General features: G+C 46.0%; 24 protein-coding genes. 20 read left to right on the top strand and 4 right to left on the bottom strand.

The window, feature by feature from the left end; genetic code table 11:
- Positions 1-61 precede the first annotated feature (61 nt).
- From OCV56_RS11290 to OCV56_RS11255, 8 genes are read left to right on the top strand one after another with little or no spacing between them, the layout of a single operon-like run.
- Complete coding sequence (locus tag OCV56_RS11290; protein WP_086712998.1) at positions 62-640, top strand: hypothetical protein; 579 nt, start codon at positions 62-64, stop codon at positions 638-640.
- The gene (locus tag OCV56_RS11285; protein ID WP_167373164.1) at positions 637-1218 is read left to right on the top strand and encodes a 3'-5' exonuclease; all 582 of its coding nucleotides are present in this window, start codon (positions 637-639) and stop codon (positions 1216-1218) included. The genes OCV56_RS11290 and OCV56_RS11285 overlap by 4 nt, the downstream gene beginning before the upstream one ends.
- Positions 1215-1616, top strand: a complete 402-nt coding sequence (locus tag OCV56_RS11280) for a hypothetical protein (protein ID WP_086712997.1) — start codon at positions 1215-1217, stop codon at positions 1614-1616. Before OCV56_RS11285 ends, OCV56_RS11280 begins: the two co-directional genes overlap by 4 nt.
- Positions 1617-1844 (top strand): hypothetical protein, encoded by a 228-nt coding sequence (locus OCV56_RS11275; protein ID WP_086712996.1) that lies wholly within the window; start codon positions 1617-1619, stop codon positions 1842-1844. It begins immediately after the preceding gene.
- Entirely contained in the window at positions 1841-2065 is a 225-nt protein-coding gene (locus OCV56_RS11270; protein ID WP_086712995.1) for a hypothetical protein, read from the top strand. Before OCV56_RS11275 ends, OCV56_RS11270 begins: the two co-directional genes overlap by 4 nt.
- Positions 2065-4767, top strand: coding sequence for a replication endonuclease (locus OCV56_RS11265; protein WP_086712994.1), 2703 nt, complete (start codon positions 2065-2067; stop codon positions 4765-4767). The genes OCV56_RS11270 and OCV56_RS11265 overlap by 1 nt, the downstream gene beginning before the upstream one ends.
- A gap of 13 nt (positions 4768-4780) precedes the next feature.
- Positions 4781-4972, top strand: a complete 192-nt coding sequence (locus tag OCV56_RS11260) for a hypothetical protein (RefSeq protein WP_086712993.1) — start codon at positions 4781-4783, stop codon at positions 4970-4972.
- A 9-nt stretch (positions 4973-4981) separates the two neighbouring features.
- Positions 4982-5116 (top strand): hypothetical protein, encoded by a 135-nt coding sequence (locus tag OCV56_RS11255; RefSeq protein ID WP_261901411.1) that lies wholly within the window; start codon positions 4982-4984, stop codon positions 5114-5116.
- A gap of 14 nt (positions 5117-5130) precedes the next feature.
- Here the strand turns inward: OCV56_RS11255 and OCV56_RS11250 are convergent, their stop codons facing one another.
- Positions 5131-5487 carry a helix-turn-helix transcriptional regulator gene (locus OCV56_RS11250; protein ID WP_086712992.1) on the bottom strand — a complete coding sequence of 119 codons (357 nt, stop codon included), beginning with the start codon at positions 5485-5487 and terminating at the stop codon, positions 5131-5133.
- Positions 5488-5722: 235 nt separating this feature from the next.
- Here OCV56_RS11250 and OCV56_RS11245 point away from each other — a divergent pair, with 235 nt between their 5' ends.
- A complete protein-coding gene (locus OCV56_RS11245; protein WP_010436991.1) occupies positions 5723-5947 on the top strand; it encodes a hypothetical protein in 225 nt (74 codons plus the stop codon).
- On the opposite strand, the gene OCV56_RS26145 is transcribed toward OCV56_RS11245, so the two are convergent.
- Complete coding sequence (locus OCV56_RS26145) at positions 5889-6329, bottom strand: ogr/Delta-like zinc finger family protein (RefSeq protein ID WP_086713017.1); 441 nt, start codon at positions 6327-6329, stop codon at positions 5889-5891. The genes OCV56_RS11245 and OCV56_RS26145 overlap by 59 nt on opposite strands.
- A gap of 222 nt (positions 6330-6551) precedes the next feature.
- Here OCV56_RS26145 and OCV56_RS11230 point away from each other — a divergent pair, with 222 nt between their 5' ends.
- A complete protein-coding gene (locus tag OCV56_RS11230; protein WP_158094621.1) occupies positions 6552-6689 on the top strand; it encodes a hypothetical protein in 138 nt (45 codons plus the stop codon).
- A gap of 38 nt (positions 6690-6727) precedes the next feature.
- Here OCV56_RS11230 and OCV56_RS11225 read toward each other — a convergent pair whose 3' ends face one another.
- Together OCV56_RS11225 and OCV56_RS11220 are read right to left on the bottom strand one after the other, a co-directional pair.
- Positions 6728-7753 carry a phage portal protein gene (locus tag OCV56_RS11225; RefSeq protein WP_086712991.1) on the bottom strand — a complete coding sequence of 342 codons (1026 nt, stop codon included), beginning with the start codon at positions 7751-7753 and terminating at the stop codon, positions 6728-6730.
- Entirely contained in the window at positions 7750-9528 is a 1779-nt protein-coding gene (locus tag OCV56_RS11220; protein ID WP_086712990.1) for a terminase large subunit domain-containing protein, read from the bottom strand. Before OCV56_RS11220 ends, OCV56_RS11225 begins: the two co-directional genes overlap by 4 nt.
- Before the next feature lie 176 nt (positions 9529-9704).
- Between OCV56_RS11220 and OCV56_RS11215 the strand changes: the two genes are divergently transcribed.
- The 10 genes from OCV56_RS11215 to OCV56_RS11170 all read left to right on the top strand — a co-directional run bounded on the left by OCV56_RS11215 (position 9705) and on the right by OCV56_RS11170 (position 16226).
- Positions 9705-10574, top strand: a complete 870-nt coding sequence (locus OCV56_RS11215) for a GPO family capsid scaffolding protein (protein ID WP_032551934.1) — start codon at positions 9705-9707, stop codon at positions 10572-10574.
- Positions 10574-11578, top strand: a complete 1005-nt coding sequence (locus tag OCV56_RS11210) for a phage major capsid protein, P2 family (RefSeq protein ID WP_029852564.1) — start codon at positions 10574-10576, stop codon at positions 11576-11578. Before OCV56_RS11215 ends, OCV56_RS11210 begins: the two co-directional genes overlap by 1 nt.
- Positions 11579-11589: 11 nt before the next feature.
- Complete coding sequence (gpM, locus tag OCV56_RS11205; RefSeq protein ID WP_086712989.1) at positions 11590-12306, top strand: phage terminase small subunit; 717 nt, start codon at positions 11590-11592, stop codon at positions 12304-12306.
- 123 nt (positions 12307-12429) lie between these two features.
- On the top strand, positions 12430-12849 hold the full coding sequence (locus OCV56_RS11200) for a head completion/stabilization protein (RefSeq protein WP_086712988.1): 420 nt from the start codon (positions 12430-12432) through the stop codon (positions 12847-12849).
- Positions 12846-13340, top strand: coding sequence for a phage tail protein (locus tag OCV56_RS11195; RefSeq protein ID WP_032551937.1), 495 nt, complete (start codon positions 12846-12848; stop codon positions 13338-13340). Before OCV56_RS11200 ends, OCV56_RS11195 begins: the two co-directional genes overlap by 4 nt.
- Positions 13324-13980 carry a phage virion morphogenesis protein gene (locus OCV56_RS11190; protein WP_086712987.1) on the top strand — a complete coding sequence of 219 codons (657 nt, stop codon included), beginning with the start codon at positions 13324-13326 and terminating at the stop codon, positions 13978-13980. The genes OCV56_RS11195 and OCV56_RS11190 overlap by 17 nt, the downstream gene beginning before the upstream one ends.
- 15 nt (positions 13981-13995) lie before the next feature.
- On the top strand, positions 13996-15117 hold the full coding sequence (locus OCV56_RS11185; protein WP_086712986.1) for a DUF2586 domain-containing protein: 1122 nt from the start codon (positions 13996-13998) through the stop codon (positions 15115-15117).
- 3 nt (positions 15118-15120) lie between these two features.
- The gene (locus OCV56_RS11180) at positions 15121-15576 is read left to right on the top strand and encodes a phage protein (protein WP_086712985.1); all 456 of its coding nucleotides are present in this window, start codon (positions 15121-15123) and stop codon (positions 15574-15576) included.
- Between the two features lie 12 nt (positions 15577-15588).
- A complete protein-coding gene (locus tag OCV56_RS11175; RefSeq protein ID WP_060641566.1) occupies positions 15589-15807 on the top strand; it encodes a TraR/DksA C4-type zinc finger protein in 219 nt (72 codons plus the stop codon).
- Positions 15804-16226 carry a DUF5675 family protein gene (locus OCV56_RS11170; protein WP_053321692.1) on the top strand — a complete coding sequence of 141 codons (423 nt, stop codon included), beginning with the start codon at positions 15804-15806 and terminating at the stop codon, positions 16224-16226. Before OCV56_RS11175 ends, OCV56_RS11170 begins: the two co-directional genes overlap by 4 nt.
- The last annotated feature ends 3 nt before the right edge of the window (positions 16227-16229 follow it).

The following is a 16229-nucleotide window of genomic DNA, read 5'->3' as shown; positions in this document are numbered from 1 at the left end:
GCCAGCCATTTGCCCCTGTAACAGGGGGCTTTTTTTTCGTCTTAGCGTAGGAGCATAGAAGATGAACGATACAAATATAAACTCGCAAGAAGCTTTGAGCATGGCAAAAGAGTCTCTTGCCTTAGCTGAAAAGTTAAATGAAGAAACCAAAGAGCGCATGGCTCAAACCCGTCAAATGCACGATGCAATGTTGGTAAGCCAACGTCGTGTTTGTCTTGCATTTAGTACGCTGTTACCGAAACCACACCAAGGCGACTTCTTAAAAGCTATTTCCCCAGAAGCTTTAGAAGATGAAGCCCAAAGCATTGTTGAACAAGTCTCTAAGCGTAAAGAAGCCGATGTGATGAATACCATCATAAATCTAGCAATAGCTAACGGCGATGTGCTCGAATTTTCAGTGGATTACGATAGCCACAATCAACATTTCAGCGTTTTGGTTCGCAAGATAGGTGATCTGAAGAAGTACAACTTTAAAAATGTACCTTACTTGCTACACGAATATGTCTCGCTTGGAAAACGTTACGAACTTGACCACGAAGACCGTCCTTTAAATGAGTTGCTTATTTTAGAAGATAAGCTGATTGACCTAATCGCAGAAGCGCGTGAAGCCTCTGAAACTGTTGCGGAGGTGGAAGCATGAGCACGCATGTAATGTTAGATCTAGAAACAATGGGCAACACCAGTAATGCAGCGATTGTTTCTATTGGTGCCGTTGTTTTCTCACCTGTTACTGGTGCACTAGGTGCCGATTTCGAAGTGGTTGTAAACCTGAATAGTTCTGCTTATTACAGCGACATAGATGCTTCAACCGTTACTTGGTGGCTGACACAGAGTGAAGAAGCGAGAGCTATTTTCCAAAGAGACACACCAAAGTCTTCACTTAAAGACGCACTGTTAGAACTAAATCAGTGGTTCGCTGATCTTGGTGACTCAAGAGAAATTCAAGTTTGGGGAAATGGTAGTGGCTTCGATAACGTGATCTTAGCGAATGCTTTCAAAGCTGCTCGCATCAAGCCTAATTTCTCTCACTGGAATGACAGAGACGTTAGAACCATTGTTGAAATGGGGCGTTCAATTCTTGGTATTGACCCTAAAGCAACCTTTACCCGTCAGGGTGTTCACCACTCCGCGCTAGATGATGCGAAGTTTCAAGCTAAATACGTTTCAGCTATTTGGCAGTCTTTTGTTGTTCCAACTCAAGCAGAGGTGGAAGCATGAGCACTATCACCGTATTTCGTAAAGATTTAGAGCACGGCCTTCGTGGTGAAGGCTTTACCACTCGCAAAATTGAGCAGTTCATTCGTGTGTTCAAAGGCGTTGATTCAAGCCAGGGCGCAATGCTTCAGCTTGATTCTACTCGCGCTATGTTGGTGAACGTGAACGGCACTGAGCAAGGGTTATGTCTTGAAGATTTTATTACTGCTTGGTGGGTTTTCTGGGTTGTTGTATTCAACCAATCAACTGATAGCGCAATGCATCATCAAGCCTTAGGTGCAATTCGCGCACTTTTCTTTGTTTCAGCTTGCACAAAAAGCACTAGCCAAAACGCAACCATGCAAATGTGGTGGCGAGACTGTGAGCCGCTACATGGTTATCCAACAGTGGAGGCGGGTTAAATGCAATACGCAGCAGTAATGCTTTGCTCTGGTGGCGGTGTTATCCGCCATGAAGAAACACAAGAAGTAGCCAATGTTTTGGTTGGTGACTTTGAATCAATGGAAGTGGCAATTGAACAAGCATGCCAAGACCTAAGCTGCACTCACCTCCACAAAGGGGTGATCAGCAAAGGCAAAGGTAAAGGTGGTTTCATGTTGGTTACAACTCAAGAGTTGGGGGAAGTATGAGCGATCCAAAACACGTCCTTTGCCAAGACTGCCTAAAGCTGAAGCCGTACACAGACGCCCGTCATTGCAGTGAAGAACTGTGTGAATGCGGTGGTGACTTCTGCGGTTGCCCATATTGCCAAAGCACAATCGAAGGTTTGCTAGCTGGCGAAACCAAGGCGGAAGTTCTTGGTACGCAACGTGATATCCACGGCTGGACTCCTGAAGGCATTAAGTCTTAATGGCCGAGCAAATCACATTCACTACTAAACAAAAACGTGCAGCCTCCATCGCTTGTCAGCAATGGGGGCATTTGCACGTTTATCCGCAAAAACCTAAAGCGGTAGAGGTTTTGGCAGAACGCCCAGTGTTTGATCGTGAGCCGGAGGGCATGAGCGTTATTGAGCGTAACCTTTACGACATCAACCCAGACGATCATGCATGGCGTAAACAATACTTTGCTGAATTACCAGAGTACTTGGTTAAGTACTTTGCGACTCGTTACATCAATATTTTTAAGAAGAAAGGAAAAGGTGGCGGTCGAGCTGCGGCTAACATCTTTCTACGCGAAAGAATGAGCCCTGCGAGTGATCGCGTTCGCATGGTTCTTGCCAAATATAAAAAACTCCCAACCACTCAAAAGGTGGCTTTGCTAAGTGAACAACATGATGACACTGAGCAAAGCGACTTTGCACACCAAGCCAATTCTAAAGCTGAACAAATCCGTTTTGACTTCGACAAAGCCGAGAAAAACCGCAAGCCAGTAAAAAGCCGCATCTTGGCCGAGTTAGAACAAGATGAGTTAAAAGAAATGGCGTTTAAGCTTTCTTCAATCATCATTAGCTACCAAGCAACGCTTACCTCAACTATCGAGTGTGATACAGAAGAAGGCGAAAGCATGGCTGCGCTGATGGTTTACAGGCAGTGTGCAGACTTGATTGAAGACTTTGGCATTAAAGCACCAGGTGCGGGTAAGAAGCTAAAGCCAGATAACATCTTTCAGTTCATTTCAAAAATGCGCTGTGAAAAGTGGTGGTTTGGCCGTTTATCTAAAGCTCGCAAAATCATGCGTGAGCACCTAGCCATTGCGATGGGCCAAGTATCTTCAAAAGCTTCTCCTTATGCGTCTTGGGATTGTGTTCGTGAACACAAAGAACAGCAAAAGCGTAACTGGGAAGCGATTCAAAACATGAGTCTGTTTGATGAAGAAACAGGTGAAGAAGCTGATCTTGCCGATATGGTTTTGAAAAGCGTGTCTAACCCTGCCATTCGCCGTCATGAATTAATGGTGCGTTGTCGTGGTTGCGAAGACATTGCCACTTCACTTGGTCTACAAGGTTTGTTCTTAACTTTGACCACGCCTGCTCAATTCCACAATAGCTACAAGAAAGGTGGCTTTATTGGTCACTGGAACGGAGCAAGCCCACGCGATGCGCAAGCGTACCTCAATAATGTGTGGCAACGTATTCGCGCCAAGCTTGGCCGTGAGGAAATCCGTTGGTTTGGTGTTCGCGTAGCCGAGCCACACCATGACGGCACACCACACTGGCATTTGCTTCTATGGGTTAAACCAGAGGAAGTGCTACGCGTTACCGATATTTTCATTCGTTACGCTGTTAAAGCTGATATGCATGAGTTGCTACCGCAAAAGCAATGGCCGTCTGTTGATAGCTTTGTGCGTGTGAATAAATCCGTGAACCCTTTCAAGGTTTACTCAAAAGTGTATGCGGATAACTTCCCAGTGAAGATGAAACGCAACTGCCCAGAAGTTGTGATCCCAGATTCAGCGCAACGCCTTCCTATTGCTGAAAAAACACTAACCACTTTAAACGTGGATTATTCAGCGCGTTGCGATGTGGGTTTTATCGACCCAGAGCAAGGCACGGCAACTGGCTACATTGCCAAATACATTTCTAAGAATATCGACGGTTTCGCAATGGATGATGAAGTGTCCGACGAAACTGGCAAGTTAGTAAAAGACATGGCGAAAAATGTTAGTGCTTGGAAAAGTCGCTGGAACATTCGCCAGTTTCAATTCTTTGGTGGCGCACCGGTTACCACTTACCGAGAGCTACGCCGCTTTGCCAATCAGAACAAAAAAGCGTTTATGGAATACCTCTTCATGCAAGAGCGTGTCGACCTACTTACTATCTACTCGATGCTGCAGCGTGATTTAGTTGGGCCTATCAAACCTAGCAAGTTGATAACCAATAAAGAGTTAATGCAAGTGATCGGTGATAGCTATCAAGCGAGAGGTGATTCAAAGCAATCAAGTGTCGCAGGAACATTAGCAGCTGCTGATCATGGTAACTGGCAAGGTTACATCATGGGGCAAGGTGGCCCGTTCGTTAAGCGTGACGATTTGCTGATCGTGAACGTATATCAAGAGCTTCCTTTTGCCTCTCCACACGGCGAAACCGTTCGCAAGTTGGAAGGGTTCCAAACACCCGATGAAGTGGTTAAAACACGCCTCAAGGTCTGGACGATTAAGAAGAAATCCAAGGTTGACGAAGAAGCTGAAACGGGGGCTCTTGCTCTTTCTGGAGCCTCTGGCTCCTCTCGGAGTTCTGTCAATAACTGTACGGAGCCAGAGAAAGTACAGGTCTGCGATCAGCTAACCAGGTTATTAGCTCCAAATGAAATATTGGCGAATAGCCCACCAAATATTGATGACTTTGCCTTAACTGCATTGCTAAAAGGCAGCTCACTAAAAGTAGATAACGAGACAAGTCTTAAAATCCGCCCAGCGGAGGTAGACGAACATGGCAATAAACGCCCTGCACAGCTTGTCGAAGTCAGCCGTGCACCTGCAGATGATCTGAAATGGATGGATTTTGAGGGTTGGGACCAACTATTTACCCAACCTGAACAAGTCAAAGATGAATACCAACAACCAGACCTTTCGTTCTTCCCTGAGTTGGAAAGCGATTGGCCGTTAGCGTAGGAGAGCTAGAGCTATGGCATTAACCCCACTTGAAGAATTAAACAGATCACACGAAATTGAAGTGGTATCACGTGTATCAAAGTACCTTTCCAATATCGGGTACAAGAATTTCAATCCGAATAATATTTGGATGTTGGAAGAGCCAATCCTTGAAAAGCTGCGCGGAAATTCAAAGCGCACCTATCAAGAATTAACATGTTTGTAAGGAGAAGTAATGAGCATGAAAAAACAAACTCAACAATACATGCTGTTAGCATTCTTCATCGGTTTCGCCTTTGAATTTGGTGGGCAACTCGCATGGATTCTCATGGATGTCGTGAAAGTTACTTTGCGAGTCCCGCTAGGCTAACAAGAAGGTCAACCTTACGAGGTTGGCCTTTTTGTTTGCTCCAGTTCTTCAATGACCGCTTTGATAACTTCGAACAGAGGTAGTCTCAAGCTAGCTGGTAAATGTTTCAGAGATGCCGAAATATCATTGGTATCAATGTAACGTCTGCCAGTTTCACCCCAAGCAACGTCGAGCCAGGTAATATCGAACACTTCAATGATCCGCCTTACTTGGCTGATGGTGGCCTCACTTTTACCTTGTTCAATCCGTTGGTAGGTTCGTAAAGGGATGTTTGATAGGTCGGCAATTTGCTTTTGCGTCATGCGATTTCGCAGGCGCTCTTGCGTTAAATATAAAACAATTGGCTCTATCGGCTTGTTTTTTCTAGGCATTATCAATCTCCATACGCCAAATATGGCGTTATAGCGCAAAGGAAATGCCAACCATGGCTAGGAGTTATGAAACACCCGCCCACATCAATTTTCTTATTATGAAATCTATATAGTATGCCCACGTTGTCGAAGGGTGTGGCACACCGATTAAGTATAGGCAACAAAAATCAATAATAAATTTGTTAGATAAAAAGTACTGTATTAATATACAGTAAATCGTCAGTTAGGAGGCTAAATGTCTGAACTACATCAAAAAGCAGAGGAGTTGGTTTTGTGTGCGCTTGCAGACGATACATGCAGCGACTGCGACCACGCCAACGAAGTCGGACTGTTTTTGTTGTCGCTGATTCTCGGACATAAAAAAGGACAGCTAATTGCTGCCCCAGTGGAAGAGTTAAGTGCTAAAACAAGGCTAGTTGTTGCTTCAAATGATCACGCTTGTCAGGAGATAAAGCCTTGATGAGGCAACCCGCTAAATCGTTGGTTGTGTGTGATGATGGGCTTAGTGTGTGGCTGAAGTATAACGACATAACAAATTGATGTTCACATGCTAAGTTTTTACATTCGCAATATAGATCAGCACAATCATTAGACAGGCGGTTGGTTTTGTTTATCACCGCCCGTTCCCCGCATCCACAGTGAATGCGAGTCCCAATTAGGCTCGCCCCAATTCCCCAGTGAATCTTTGATTTTTTTAATGAATGGCGATAACCAATGGCACTCACAAAAGAGTGGCCACACTCTGGGTTGGAACATGAACAGGATAATTCCGCGCAATTCGCATCCGCTGCTTTGCTTCTGCTAACAATCGCGCGTTCACCGCACTGGCAATAAACTCGCATACTTTGACCTAACTTTTTGACTGACTCAACAATATTAAAACGGTTGCTGTGTTTATGTACAGTGCTGACTTTCTTTTTATACAAATATTGTGTTACATATTTGTCGGGTGCTCTGCTTAAAGAGCTGAATTTTCATCAATTCTTATAGGAGGTAGTCGTGATGACTTGGAAAAGATGATGGTAGGACGGCCTACCATCGTCGACAAAAGGTAGATGTACCCCATGGCTGTAACAAAAACGCTGATCTCAAAAATTGATGTAGTACTGGAAGAGGAGGAACGACAAGGCTTTATCACTGAACAAGAAAGGAACTTGGTGCTTGAAGCATTAAGAAAGGCAGAGCAGGAAGCTGCAGATTAACCAAAAGCAAGCCCCTAACGTTGATTAGGGGCTTTCTTCTATTCGGTACCTGTAGAAACGTCAAACTTTAAATGGAGCCGTTTGGGGATCTCTGGGTCACTGTTCACTTCATCCATAATCAGTTCACAAACTGGAATGATTTCATCTTTGGCATATTCACTGCCAATCTTAATCGGGTCACCTAAACTGGTGGTACCTTGAGGGATGATCCCAGCTTTACCTACTGGGAAGCGATGGCCCACTAGAATATCTTGGGCGGTAATGTTTTTAATCCGCTCAAATTCATCCTTAGTGGCAATGTCGCCCACGGGGATTAACTGAATACCTTTCTCTTTGCCGTTTGGAATGTTCACAAACATGCTGCGGAAATTACCCACACCCTTGGAGCTGGCAATGGTTTCCTTCATTTTCTTTTCGTCTTCTTCACTTAGGTTCGGGTCAGAAGCGTAGAAGATAAAGCCCATATGAGCCCCGTTCTTGTAATAACGGCGACGAAATAGTGTGGCATCTTTATTTAGTAAGCTACTCTGAATGCTGCCTAAATAATCGGGTAACCCATAAACTTGTTGTTGTGGGTCGTACTGAGGTAAGAAGATCACATCTTCTTTGCGGTATTCTCGCTGTTGGTTGTCTCGTTCAAGAATGACAATGTTGCCGTTTTTACGCCTACGTAAATACATGCCAGGTAACGGGTGCAAACGTACTACACGTTTAAAGCCATCACGGATTTTTAAGAAAGCGCCATCACCAAAGGTAAAGTAGTCGCGGCAAAAAGCTTGAATATGCCTGCGGCGAGTTGAGGCCCCTTGTTGGAATCGACCAACCACATAGTTGGCCCGGGCAATCAGCAAAGAGCCATGATAGGCGTTGGCTCTGGCAATATCGGCTAATCCAGTGCGTGAAATTGGCGGTTCCCAATAGTTATCGGAATCGTTGTAAAACAAATCTGAGTAGGAAGTCATCCAACTATTTGAGTCGATAGCTTCGGGTGCGGAGTCGATGTGGTAGACCGACTCGGGTGCTTGTTCTTCTTGTTTGACTAAAGTTTCTGTTTGCTCGGTCATGCTGCGGTTGCCCAAGTTGATTTAGTTGGTGTTGAGTGGTCTAACGGCTCATTAATAATGGCGTGAGAAATTGCCCAAAATGCATCGGCGTGGCCTGTGGTTTGGCTGCGCTCCGCTTTGAATGTCATGGCGTTGCCGCTGGCGGTTGGTACTCGCTTAATCGCCATGAATGCCATAGCAATGTCTTTGTGTTCGGCATCAAATTGCAGTCGTTTTGCTTCTACAATGTCGATCATCTTCATCACAAGGCGGTTTTTGTTTTCGTTGCTGTAGTGAATAGCGTGAGATTCACGCGGGTATTTCTTAGAAATTAAATCCCAAACACCGCCACCAATGCCCGTGGTATCGACGCCAATGTAAGTGACTTTGTAACGCTGGAATACTTTTTCGATTTCTGAAACGTGATACTGAAAGTTGAGCCCTTTCCAATAGTGCTTTTCCAATACACGGAATTTTTCACCCGCTACGGCAGGCGGTGCCACAACCACCAAGCAGGCATTGTCTCGGGTTCGGGATGGGTCATAACCTAACCAAACCTCTCGACGGGCAAAGGGTTGTTTATTGTTTGGTTTGAAGTCCTGCCAGTGGGCAGCGTCTACCATGCCTTTTTCAAGGTCAGAGAACTTGAAAACAGAAAGCGAGCCATCGACAAATACACACATAAATAGGTTGTTGAAGTCGTCTTGGCTGTATTCTTCTCGAAGTTCGTCAATGTCAAATAGGTCACAACCACCATTAGCGGCATCTTCAATAGTGACAACATAACGCCACTGCTTATCGTCGCAGAGTCGGCCACCATCGCGATATTCTTCAAAGGTTGGAAATTCAATCTTGGCGCGAGACTCTTTGCCTTTGCGCCATTGGTCGCCTGTCCAAAATGGGTAAGCCTGGTGCATTTTTGAAGACGGTGTAGAAAAGTAGGTTTTACGCCACTTCTTATGCGTCGCCATTGCTGACGCGAGTTTGTTCAGCTCATCAAACTTAGGTATCCAGAAATATTCATCAACATAAACATGGCCGTGGTAGCTCTGGGCTGTTTTGCTGTTGGTTGATAGAAAGCGTAGTTCTGCGCCGTTAGAAAGAATGATCGGGTTGCCGGTTAACTCGATGTCTAAAAACTCTTTACCAATGGCAATAATGTAGCTGCGGAAAACTTCTGCTTGAGCGCGAGAAGCAGAAAGAAATATTTGGTTATCGCCAGTTAGAATTGCATCTTCTAACGCTTCACCACTGAAATAGTAAGTCGCACCGATTTGGCGTGATTTAAGAATGTTGCGAATACGCTGCTTAATGTTGTTACGCATGACATGCTGATATTCGAACAGCGATTCATGCCAGCGTTTAAAGTCTTCTTCGGCTAAGTGCTCAATGCTGTTTTTCTTACGACTCTTTTTGCGATTGCTGTTACCATCACGGCCTTGGTTGGCTGGTTCAGAATCATTTGCCTTCGAGCTGCCTTGCGAGAGCATGCGTTCAGCTTTGGCTTTTGCATCGGCATTCGCTTTTAGCAACTTAACGTGATGGTCTATGAGTTTATCCATCTCTTTAAGCTGCTGATCGGTTTTCTCGTCCTTATCAATTAACACGGCCAAACGGCGGTTAATCATTTCCTCTACAGAAAGTTCGTTCAACAACAAAGCCCAGCCGAATTTCTCCGCCCAGGTATAAATGATGCGGTCACTATTTAGGTTAAGCTGCGCCGCTATTTCCTTTGGAGGTACCCCGCGTAAATAAAGCTTTTTCGCGGCCTCTTTTATTTCGTCTGAATATGCCATAGCTGCATCATACGCCCCGAAAACTCTCAAATGGCTAAGTGAAATTCGGATGAATTCGGATTTAGCCAAAATCCGAATTTCTAGGAATTGAAGTGGCTGAAAGCAGTCATTCAAAGGCGTATTGTTTGCCGTACATAAGATTCATTTGACGTAATTTAATTAGGCAAACAACAAGCATGAGTAAAACCAGTGATTGGAAAATTGTTGCTACAGAAGGCGCAACCGTAGACGGTCGCCAGATTACAGCAGCATGGATTAAAGACATGGCATCGCTGTATTCAACTTCTGAATACACAGCAATGATTTGGCCTGAGCATGCTCGTTCTCATTGGAACGTGTTTGAAGGTAAGAACTGGGGTGTTGTCGAAGAGCTCAAAGCTGAGAAGAAAGACGGCAAGCTGCGTTTGTTCGCCAAGATTACGCCTAACCAATATTTGCTAGATGCTAACCAAGACGGCCAGAAGCTATTCACATCTATTGAACCGAATCCAGATTACAAGGGCGAAGGGCGCTGTTACCTAATGGGCCTAGCTGTGACTGACTCCCCAGCATCTACAGGAACAGACCGCCTTGAGTTCTCACGTAAGCAAGGTGAAGTCACCAAGATTGAGTGTAGCGACCTTGAAGAATTAGACGTGTCAGAGTGCTTCACGACAAATCCCATATCTAAGTTTTTCTCGGACTTGGCAAAGCATTTCCAAACTGGTGGGGAACTGCCAGCAATTAAACCTGTAGAGCCTGAACCAGAGGACATTGACGTGACTCCAGAGCAACTAGAAGCGCTATTTGATAAGAAATTTGGCGCACTTAAAGGCGAACTCGTAGAAGAGTTTGGCTTGCAAAAACCAGAACCAAAGCCAGCGCCGGAAGTTAAACCGGAAGGTGCAACAGTAGAGCAATTCTCTGCAACGCTAGACGAAAAGCTTAAACCGCTTGTTGAAAAAGTGACTGGCTTAGAAACGAAATTCAACGAACTTTCGCAAGAAGTACCAGGCCAAGAGCCAGGTGATTCGGGTGCAAGTGACACAATGCAAGGGGTATTTTAATGCTAAATGCTGTTTCAACTAAGTATCTGGCCGAATTTAGCCTTTCAGTAGCCAAAGCTGCTGGGCTAGAAGTCCCTTACGGTACTTTCAATATCACACCACCAATGGAAACGGCATTGCGCCAAGCGATTCTAGAATCGCATGAATTCCTTGGCATGATCTCGTTGTTGCCAGTTCAGCAAATTAAAGGCCAAGTAGTTGATGTTGGTAACGATGGTCTTTCCACTGGTCGCACGTCATCAGGTCGCTTTAGCCGTGAAATGGGCCAAAGTGGTAATACGTACGAACTGACAAAAACAGATTCTGGTGCTCACATTTTGTGGGAAACCATGACGCAATGGGCTAACTCTGGCAAGAAAGGCGAGTGGCTTAAACTAATGCTAAATGCGATTTCACGCATCTTTGCTTTAGATATTCTGCGTGTCGGTTTTAACGGTACCTCTATTGCCACACCAACAGATCCAGATGCTAACCCGCTAGGTCAAGACGTTAACAAAGGTTGGTTAACCATTGTTAAAGAGAAGAAAGCTAGCCAAGTATTAGCATCTGCAAAACTTGACCCAACAGGTGCAGCGGCTGACTCATACAAGAACTTAGACTCGTTGGCACAAGACCTTATCAACACAACCATTGCGCCAGAACACCGCCAAGACCCTGATCTTGTTGTGCTGGTCGGTTCGGATTTGGTAGCAGCCGAACAGCACCGCTTACTTGATGCGGCAAATTCGCCAACAGAGCATAAAGCTGCTCAAGCGCTAGCGAAAACCATTGCGGGTAAAAAGGCATATACACCGCCGTTCTTCCCTGCTGATCAGCTTTGGGTTACGAACACTAAGAACCTTCAAGTTCTTACGCAAGCCAATACTCAACAGCGTCGCCAGAAAAACAACGATGACGAATTGCGCTTCGAAGCTAACCATATTCGCATGGAAGGCTACGCAGTGGGCAACCTTAAAAAGTTCGCTGCAATTGAATCGGTCACCGTTGTAGAACCTGCAGTTTAATGGAGTGAAAAATGGTTAGCCCATTAGCAAAACAGCGGAAGCAATTACTTGAAATGCAAGCTAACCAGTCTGCACCAGAAACCTTTTCTGGTGTAGACACCGATAGCCTGCACATCAAACTGATTGACTTCGAAGAAGACCGCAAGCATTTGCGTTCCTTCAATGCGATTGCTGATCGTGTCGAGCATAAGCGCAATGTCTTGGTGCCGAAATACAAGCCGTATGTTCAAGCCTACTTAGAAAGTGGTGAGCAGTTCGAAAACCCAATCTTCACCAATATGGTGATCTGGCTATTTGATATTAAAGAGCTAGATACCGCGATTGAGTGGTGTATGACGGCAATCGAACGTGACTTACCAACGCCAGAGAACTTCCGCCGTGACTGGCCGACATTCTGTGCTGATGAAGTACTGGATTGGGCCGAAAGCGAATCTGAACGTGGTAACTCGATTGAACCTTACTTCTCCAATGTGTTTGAGAAGATCGAAAAAGATTGGCGTTTACACGAAAAGGTTCACGCCAAGTGGTTCAAGTTCGCAGGCTTATACCTGATTCGAAATGAAGAAGGCCAACCGCAAGCGACAGCAATCGGCAACTTGGAAACGTTGGAAAAGGCTTTGGCTCTGCTTCAACACGCCCACGATAAGCATAGCAAAGTGGGTGTGGGTACCCAAATCAAGAAAATTGAACAACGAATTCGTGCCATTAAAGACGGCAAGAATCTGTAAAGACTCCTACGCCACCGCGCCTCGGCTGGTGAGGTAAGAGAAGCCAATAGGCTAACTCGATACCGTCGACCCAGTGGCAAGAGGCGCACTTATTTACTTACGTTGAAAAACAAGGGAATCGTGATGAGCTTTGGTGGAAAAGTTAACAGTGCAGCCAATACCGCCATACCTGGTGAAGGTTGGCCGGATTTATCAACCGATGAATTCCGCAAGCTGCGCCGTATTCCCCATACGTTTGATAACGATTCTATGGCTGCAGCCGTGACCATTGCAGCTTTGAATATTCAGCAGCGGCTTGAAAGCCTGCTAGTTGATGGCAATCCGCCTGTGCTGAGTGCCGCTAAAACGGCGGTATATAAACGCGCGGTTTATGGTTTGGCCCACGCTGACCTATTGCCAGAGTTTGCCACGCAAGACCGCCGCAAAGAAGGTGAAAGCGTAGCGACAGATGAACCAGAACAAGAGGCACGCTTTGTCACCCAAAGCAATCAAGATGTGCGCTTGTTACTTGGCCGTAGTGCCAATGGGATTGCTTCGATATGAGTGAAACAGCTTACAACAAAACTAAGCTGGAGCACTTAACGGATTACATCGTTAGCCACCTAAACAGCAATGTGCTTGATAACAAAATTGATGCTTGGCAAGAGAACGGTTCGATAGTGCCAAGCGGTGAAGACCGTGGAAACGATGGCTATATCGCCTGTTATTGGAAATACAACGCGGTGGTGTCGGTTGAGGAGTTTCCTCACCAGTTATTAGACCCACGCTGTTTGTTAGCTCTGGTTGCATGTTGGTTAAGCGACCATGAAGAAGACCGAAACGAACAGGAATTAGAAGACCCAACGCTATCGGTGGATGTGATCAGCAATGAAGTCGCTGATGTGAGCATAGAGCTTGAGCTGATGGAGCCTATCGAGTTGGTACCAGATTCAGAAGCCGGAATGATTACCTGGCGCGGAATTAAATACCGAGTTCAAGCCGTAGAGATTTACACCGCAGAAGAAGCGGAGTTGGTGAATGAAACCGACGATTAGTGCGAATAAAAGGGATGTGCTCAACATGCAAGAAAAGCTTGCCATGTTAGCACTACCACCAAAAAAGCGAGTTTGGATACTGAAAACCCTTGGCCGTTGGGAAAAGACCAATACACGCAAACGCATTCAGCAACAGAAAGATATTCACGGGCAAGCATTAGAGCCCAAAAAAGGGAAGAAGCGCGGCAAAGTGATGCGCCGTATGGCGAAAGGGTTAACCCCTTATGTACGAAACGCCAACATGCTCGACCTAACTTGGAGCAACAAGCTCACCGCAAGAATTGCAGCCAGGCATCACGTTGGTCAAAAGCAAAAAATGACCAAGCGCCAAATGCAAAAGCGATGGGGAACACCAGACTATTCCGCGCCTTGCTCTAAAGGGCAAGCGCGAAAGCTAAGGGAACTGGGTTACACGGTACCGAGAAAAAGCGGCAAAGGACGGAAAAAGCCAAGTCTTCGTCTATTGATGGAAACCGTTACCCATGGGCAAGCAGGGCAAATTATCCGGGAGCTGAGCAATCAGCCCAATGTCACCGCTTGGGATATCCCATTAGCAGAACGCCAGATATTAGGCAGTAACGAACGCGAAGTAACCCGCCAACTCATAAAGATCTTTGAGCAGGCCAAGACGCGAACATAAGCGAGGAAATAACCAATGGCAACCGGAAAGGTAGAGGTAAACAACCTCAATTTAGGGCAAGGTGGGATTCCAGAGATTGAACGCCACCTGCTCTACATCGGGCGAACGGATAAAGCCGAACTGCAAGGCAAAGTTACCCGTGTAAACAACATGACCAACCTTGATGAAGTGGTCGCTGATGATGCGCTAGGCGCAAACGTCAAAGCCGCACAGCTTAATGGTAAACAAAACTGGACGGGTGCCATCTTCGGTTTAGCTGATGGTGATTCTTGGGAAGACGCTGTAGACACTGCCAACCTTACCGACTCTTTCGAAGGTATTTGTATTGTTGATGTTGTGGCCGACAAAGCCGAGTTCACAACGATGCAAGACAAAGCAACAGAGCTAACGAGCAAACTTGGTCGTTGGGTGTTCTTCCTTGCTGCGTGTGCTGGTATTGATGCAGATACCCAAACGTGGTCGGACTATGAAACCGCCATGCTAGCTCTAGTGAAAGATGTGGCAGCAAATATGGTAACGCCAGTGCCAATGCTTAACGGCAATAATGTCGGTGTGCTTGGTGGTCGATTATGTGATCGCGCTGTCACTGTAGCCGATAGCCCAATGCGAGTCGCAACGGGAAGCCTATTAGGTCTTGGTGAAATGCCAGTGGATAGCGCAGGTAAACCACTTGAAATGAGCACTATTTCAGCGCTAGCCGATGCGCGTTATTCACTGCCCCAGTGGTACGCCGATATGGAAGGTGTTTACTGGACAGACGCCACCACTCTGGAAGCGAAAGGCGGAGACTATCAATACCTTGAATATGTTCGCCCCGTTCACAAGCTAAATCGCCGCGTTCGAATTAAAGCGATTCGTCGTATTGCTGACCGCATTCTTAATTCAACACCACCAAGTATCGAGCTCAACCGCACTTACTTCAGTAAAGACATGCGCGACATGTCGAAGACCACTGAGATTGGCGGCATTCCGTTCCCTGGTGAAATCATGCCACCACGTGATGAAGATGTGTCAATTCAGTGGATGAGCAAAACCAAAGTAAACATTGGCTTAATGGTTCGTCCTCATAACTGCCCGAAACACATTGTGGTCAACATTGGGCTTGATCTCTCTAACCCTGCAGATTCGGAGGCGTAACCAATGAGCATGCGTATTTCTGGCAAGAACATGCACTTTTCAATGGGCGACTACAAGTTGAAAGCGCAAAAAGTCACCTTATCTATTACCGACAATTCCGCCGTGAATAAAACCTCTGGTGTGCCAGATGGTTATGTCGATGGTGATGTAGAAGCAAGTGGTGAAATGGAGCTCACAACGCAGCAGTTTAACCAGTTGAGCAAGGCCGCAAAACAAGCCGGTTCTTGGCGTGGCCTGCCTGCCTTTGACGCTCTGTTCTACGGCAAGATTGATAAAGATGAGCTGAAAGTAGAAGCCTTTAGTTGTCGAATCAAAATTTCTGATTTGCTTGATGTTGATTCCAATGGTGGTAGCGCACTGGTTCACAAACTGCCGTTTGAAGTAACAAGCCCAGATTTTGTGAATATTAACGGTGTTCCATACCTGCGCTCAGATGAAACCGAAGACTTGGTGCAGTAATAAGGGGGCGTGATGTCTGATGTTATCGACCATGCCAGTGGCCTTGAAACCCAATTCACAGAAGTGGCGCTTGCCAACCAACTGGCAAGGGCTAAGCGAATTGAACAACGGGAAAGCGCACAGGAATGCGGCGAATGTGGCGACCCAATACCCGAAGAACGCCGCCAGAAAGTACCAGGGTGTAAGTACTGCACCCAGTGCCAAAGCAACATAGAGAGATTTAAGCGATGAAGCATTTTGTTTTAAAGCGCCGTTACTTTCCACACGGTACCTATTCAACGTTACACCGTGCTGATGGTAGCCAGGTTTGTTGTGTTGTTGAGCGACCTTGGCTGAACAACGCGCCATCTAAGTCCTGTATTCCAGAAGGTAGCTACACGCTTTTCCCACATAAATCACCAAAGTTTGGTGAGTGCTATGCGCTGGAAAGCAAAGACCTTGGTGTGACTCGACAAGGGCCAAGCCTACGAACTCATATTTTGGTTCACAAAGCGAATTCGCCTAAGCAGCTTCAAGGTTGTTTGGCTCCTGGTGTGGATTTTGGTTTTGTGGGTGGTGAATGGGCAGTGATGAACTCAACCGCTGCATTTAACAACCTGATGGCAGAGCTTGGCGGAGAGCCAGCAAGCCTAACAATTCTAAAGGACTGATTG

The organism is Vibrio gigantis (assembly GCF_024347515.1).
In the GTDB taxonomy this organism is placed as follows: Bacteria; Pseudomonadota; Gammaproteobacteria; order Enterobacterales; family Vibrionaceae; genus Vibrio; species Vibrio gigantis.
Note: the sequence above shows the minus strand (reverse complement) of the source record. Positions and strands in the feature narration are given on the sequence as shown.

Bases quoted from the DNA above. Each gene is read 5' to 3' on its own strand.
- OCV56_RS11245 (WP_010436991.1), top strand. From the start codon at position 5,723: ATGTCTGAACTACATCAAAAAGCAGAGGAGTTGGTTTTGTGTGCGCTT.
- OCV56_RS11215 (WP_032551934.1), top strand. From the start codon at position 9,705: ATGAGTAAAACCAGTGATTGGAAAATTGTTGCTACAGAAGGCGCAACC.
- OCV56_RS11255 (WP_261901411.1), top strand. From the start codon at position 4,982: ATGAGCATGAAAAAACAAACTCAACAATACATGCTGTTAGCATTCTTC.
- OCV56_RS11270 (WP_086712995.1), top strand. From the start codon at position 1,841: ATGAGCGATCCAAAACACGTCCTTTGCCAAGACTGCCTAAAGCTGAAG.
- OCV56_RS11280 (WP_086712997.1), top strand. From the start codon at position 1,215: ATGAGCACTATCACCGTATTTCGTAAAGATTTAGAGCACGGCCTTCGT.
- OCV56_RS11195 (WP_032551937.1), top strand. From the start codon at position 12,846: ATGAGTGAAACAGCTTACAACAAAACTAAGCTGGAGCACTTAACGGAT.
- OCV56_RS11290 (WP_086712998.1), top strand. From the start codon at position 62: ATGAACGATACAAATATAAACTCGCAAGAAGCTTTGAGCATGGCAAAA.
- OCV56_RS26145 (WP_086713017.1), bottom strand. From the start codon at position 6,329: ATGCGAGTTTATTGCCAGTGCGGTGAACGCGCGATTGTTAGCAGAAGC.
- OCV56_RS11225 (WP_086712991.1), bottom strand. From the start codon at position 7,753: ATGACCGAGCAAACAGAAACTTTAGTCAAACAAGAAGAACAAGCACCC.
- OCV56_RS11260 (WP_086712993.1), top strand. From the start codon at position 4,781: ATGGCATTAACCCCACTTGAAGAATTAAACAGATCACACGAAATTGAA.
- OCV56_RS11200 (WP_086712988.1), top strand. From the start codon at position 12,430: ATGAGCTTTGGTGGAAAAGTTAACAGTGCAGCCAATACCGCCATACCT.
- OCV56_RS11275 (WP_086712996.1), top strand. From the start codon at position 1,617: ATGCAATACGCAGCAGTAATGCTTTGCTCTGGTGGCGGTGTTATCCGC.
- OCV56_RS11170 (WP_053321692.1), top strand. From the start codon at position 15,804: ATGAAGCATTTTGTTTTAAAGCGCCGTTACTTTCCACACGGTACCTAT.
- OCV56_RS11250 (WP_086712992.1), bottom strand. From the start codon at position 5,487: ATGCCTAGAAAAAACAAGCCGATAGAGCCAATTGTTTTATATTTAACG.
- OCV56_RS11285 (WP_167373164.1), top strand. From the start codon at position 637: ATGAGCACGCATGTAATGTTAGATCTAGAAACAATGGGCAACACCAGT.
- gpM (WP_086712989.1), top strand. From the start codon at position 11,590: ATGGTTAGCCCATTAGCAAAACAGCGGAAGCAATTACTTGAAATGCAA.
- OCV56_RS11220 (WP_086712990.1), bottom strand. From the start codon at position 9,528: ATGGCATATTCAGACGAAATAAAAGAGGCCGCGAAAAAGCTTTATTTA.
- OCV56_RS11210 (WP_029852564.1), top strand. From the start codon at position 10,574: ATGCTAAATGCTGTTTCAACTAAGTATCTGGCCGAATTTAGCCTTTCA.
- OCV56_RS11190 (WP_086712987.1), top strand. From the start codon at position 13,324: ATGAAACCGACGATTAGTGCGAATAAAAGGGATGTGCTCAACATGCAA.
- OCV56_RS11230 (WP_158094621.1), top strand. From the start codon at position 6,552: ATGGCTGTAACAAAAACGCTGATCTCAAAAATTGATGTAGTACTGGAA.
- OCV56_RS11185 (WP_086712986.1), top strand. From the start codon at position 13,996: ATGGCAACCGGAAAGGTAGAGGTAAACAACCTCAATTTAGGGCAAGGT.
- OCV56_RS11175 (WP_060641566.1), top strand. From the start codon at position 15,589: ATGTCTGATGTTATCGACCATGCCAGTGGCCTTGAAACCCAATTCACA.
- OCV56_RS11180 (WP_086712985.1), top strand. From the start codon at position 15,121: ATGAGCATGCGTATTTCTGGCAAGAACATGCACTTTTCAATGGGCGAC.
- OCV56_RS11265 (WP_086712994.1), top strand. From the start codon at position 2,065: ATGGCCGAGCAAATCACATTCACTACTAAACAAAAACGTGCAGCCTCC.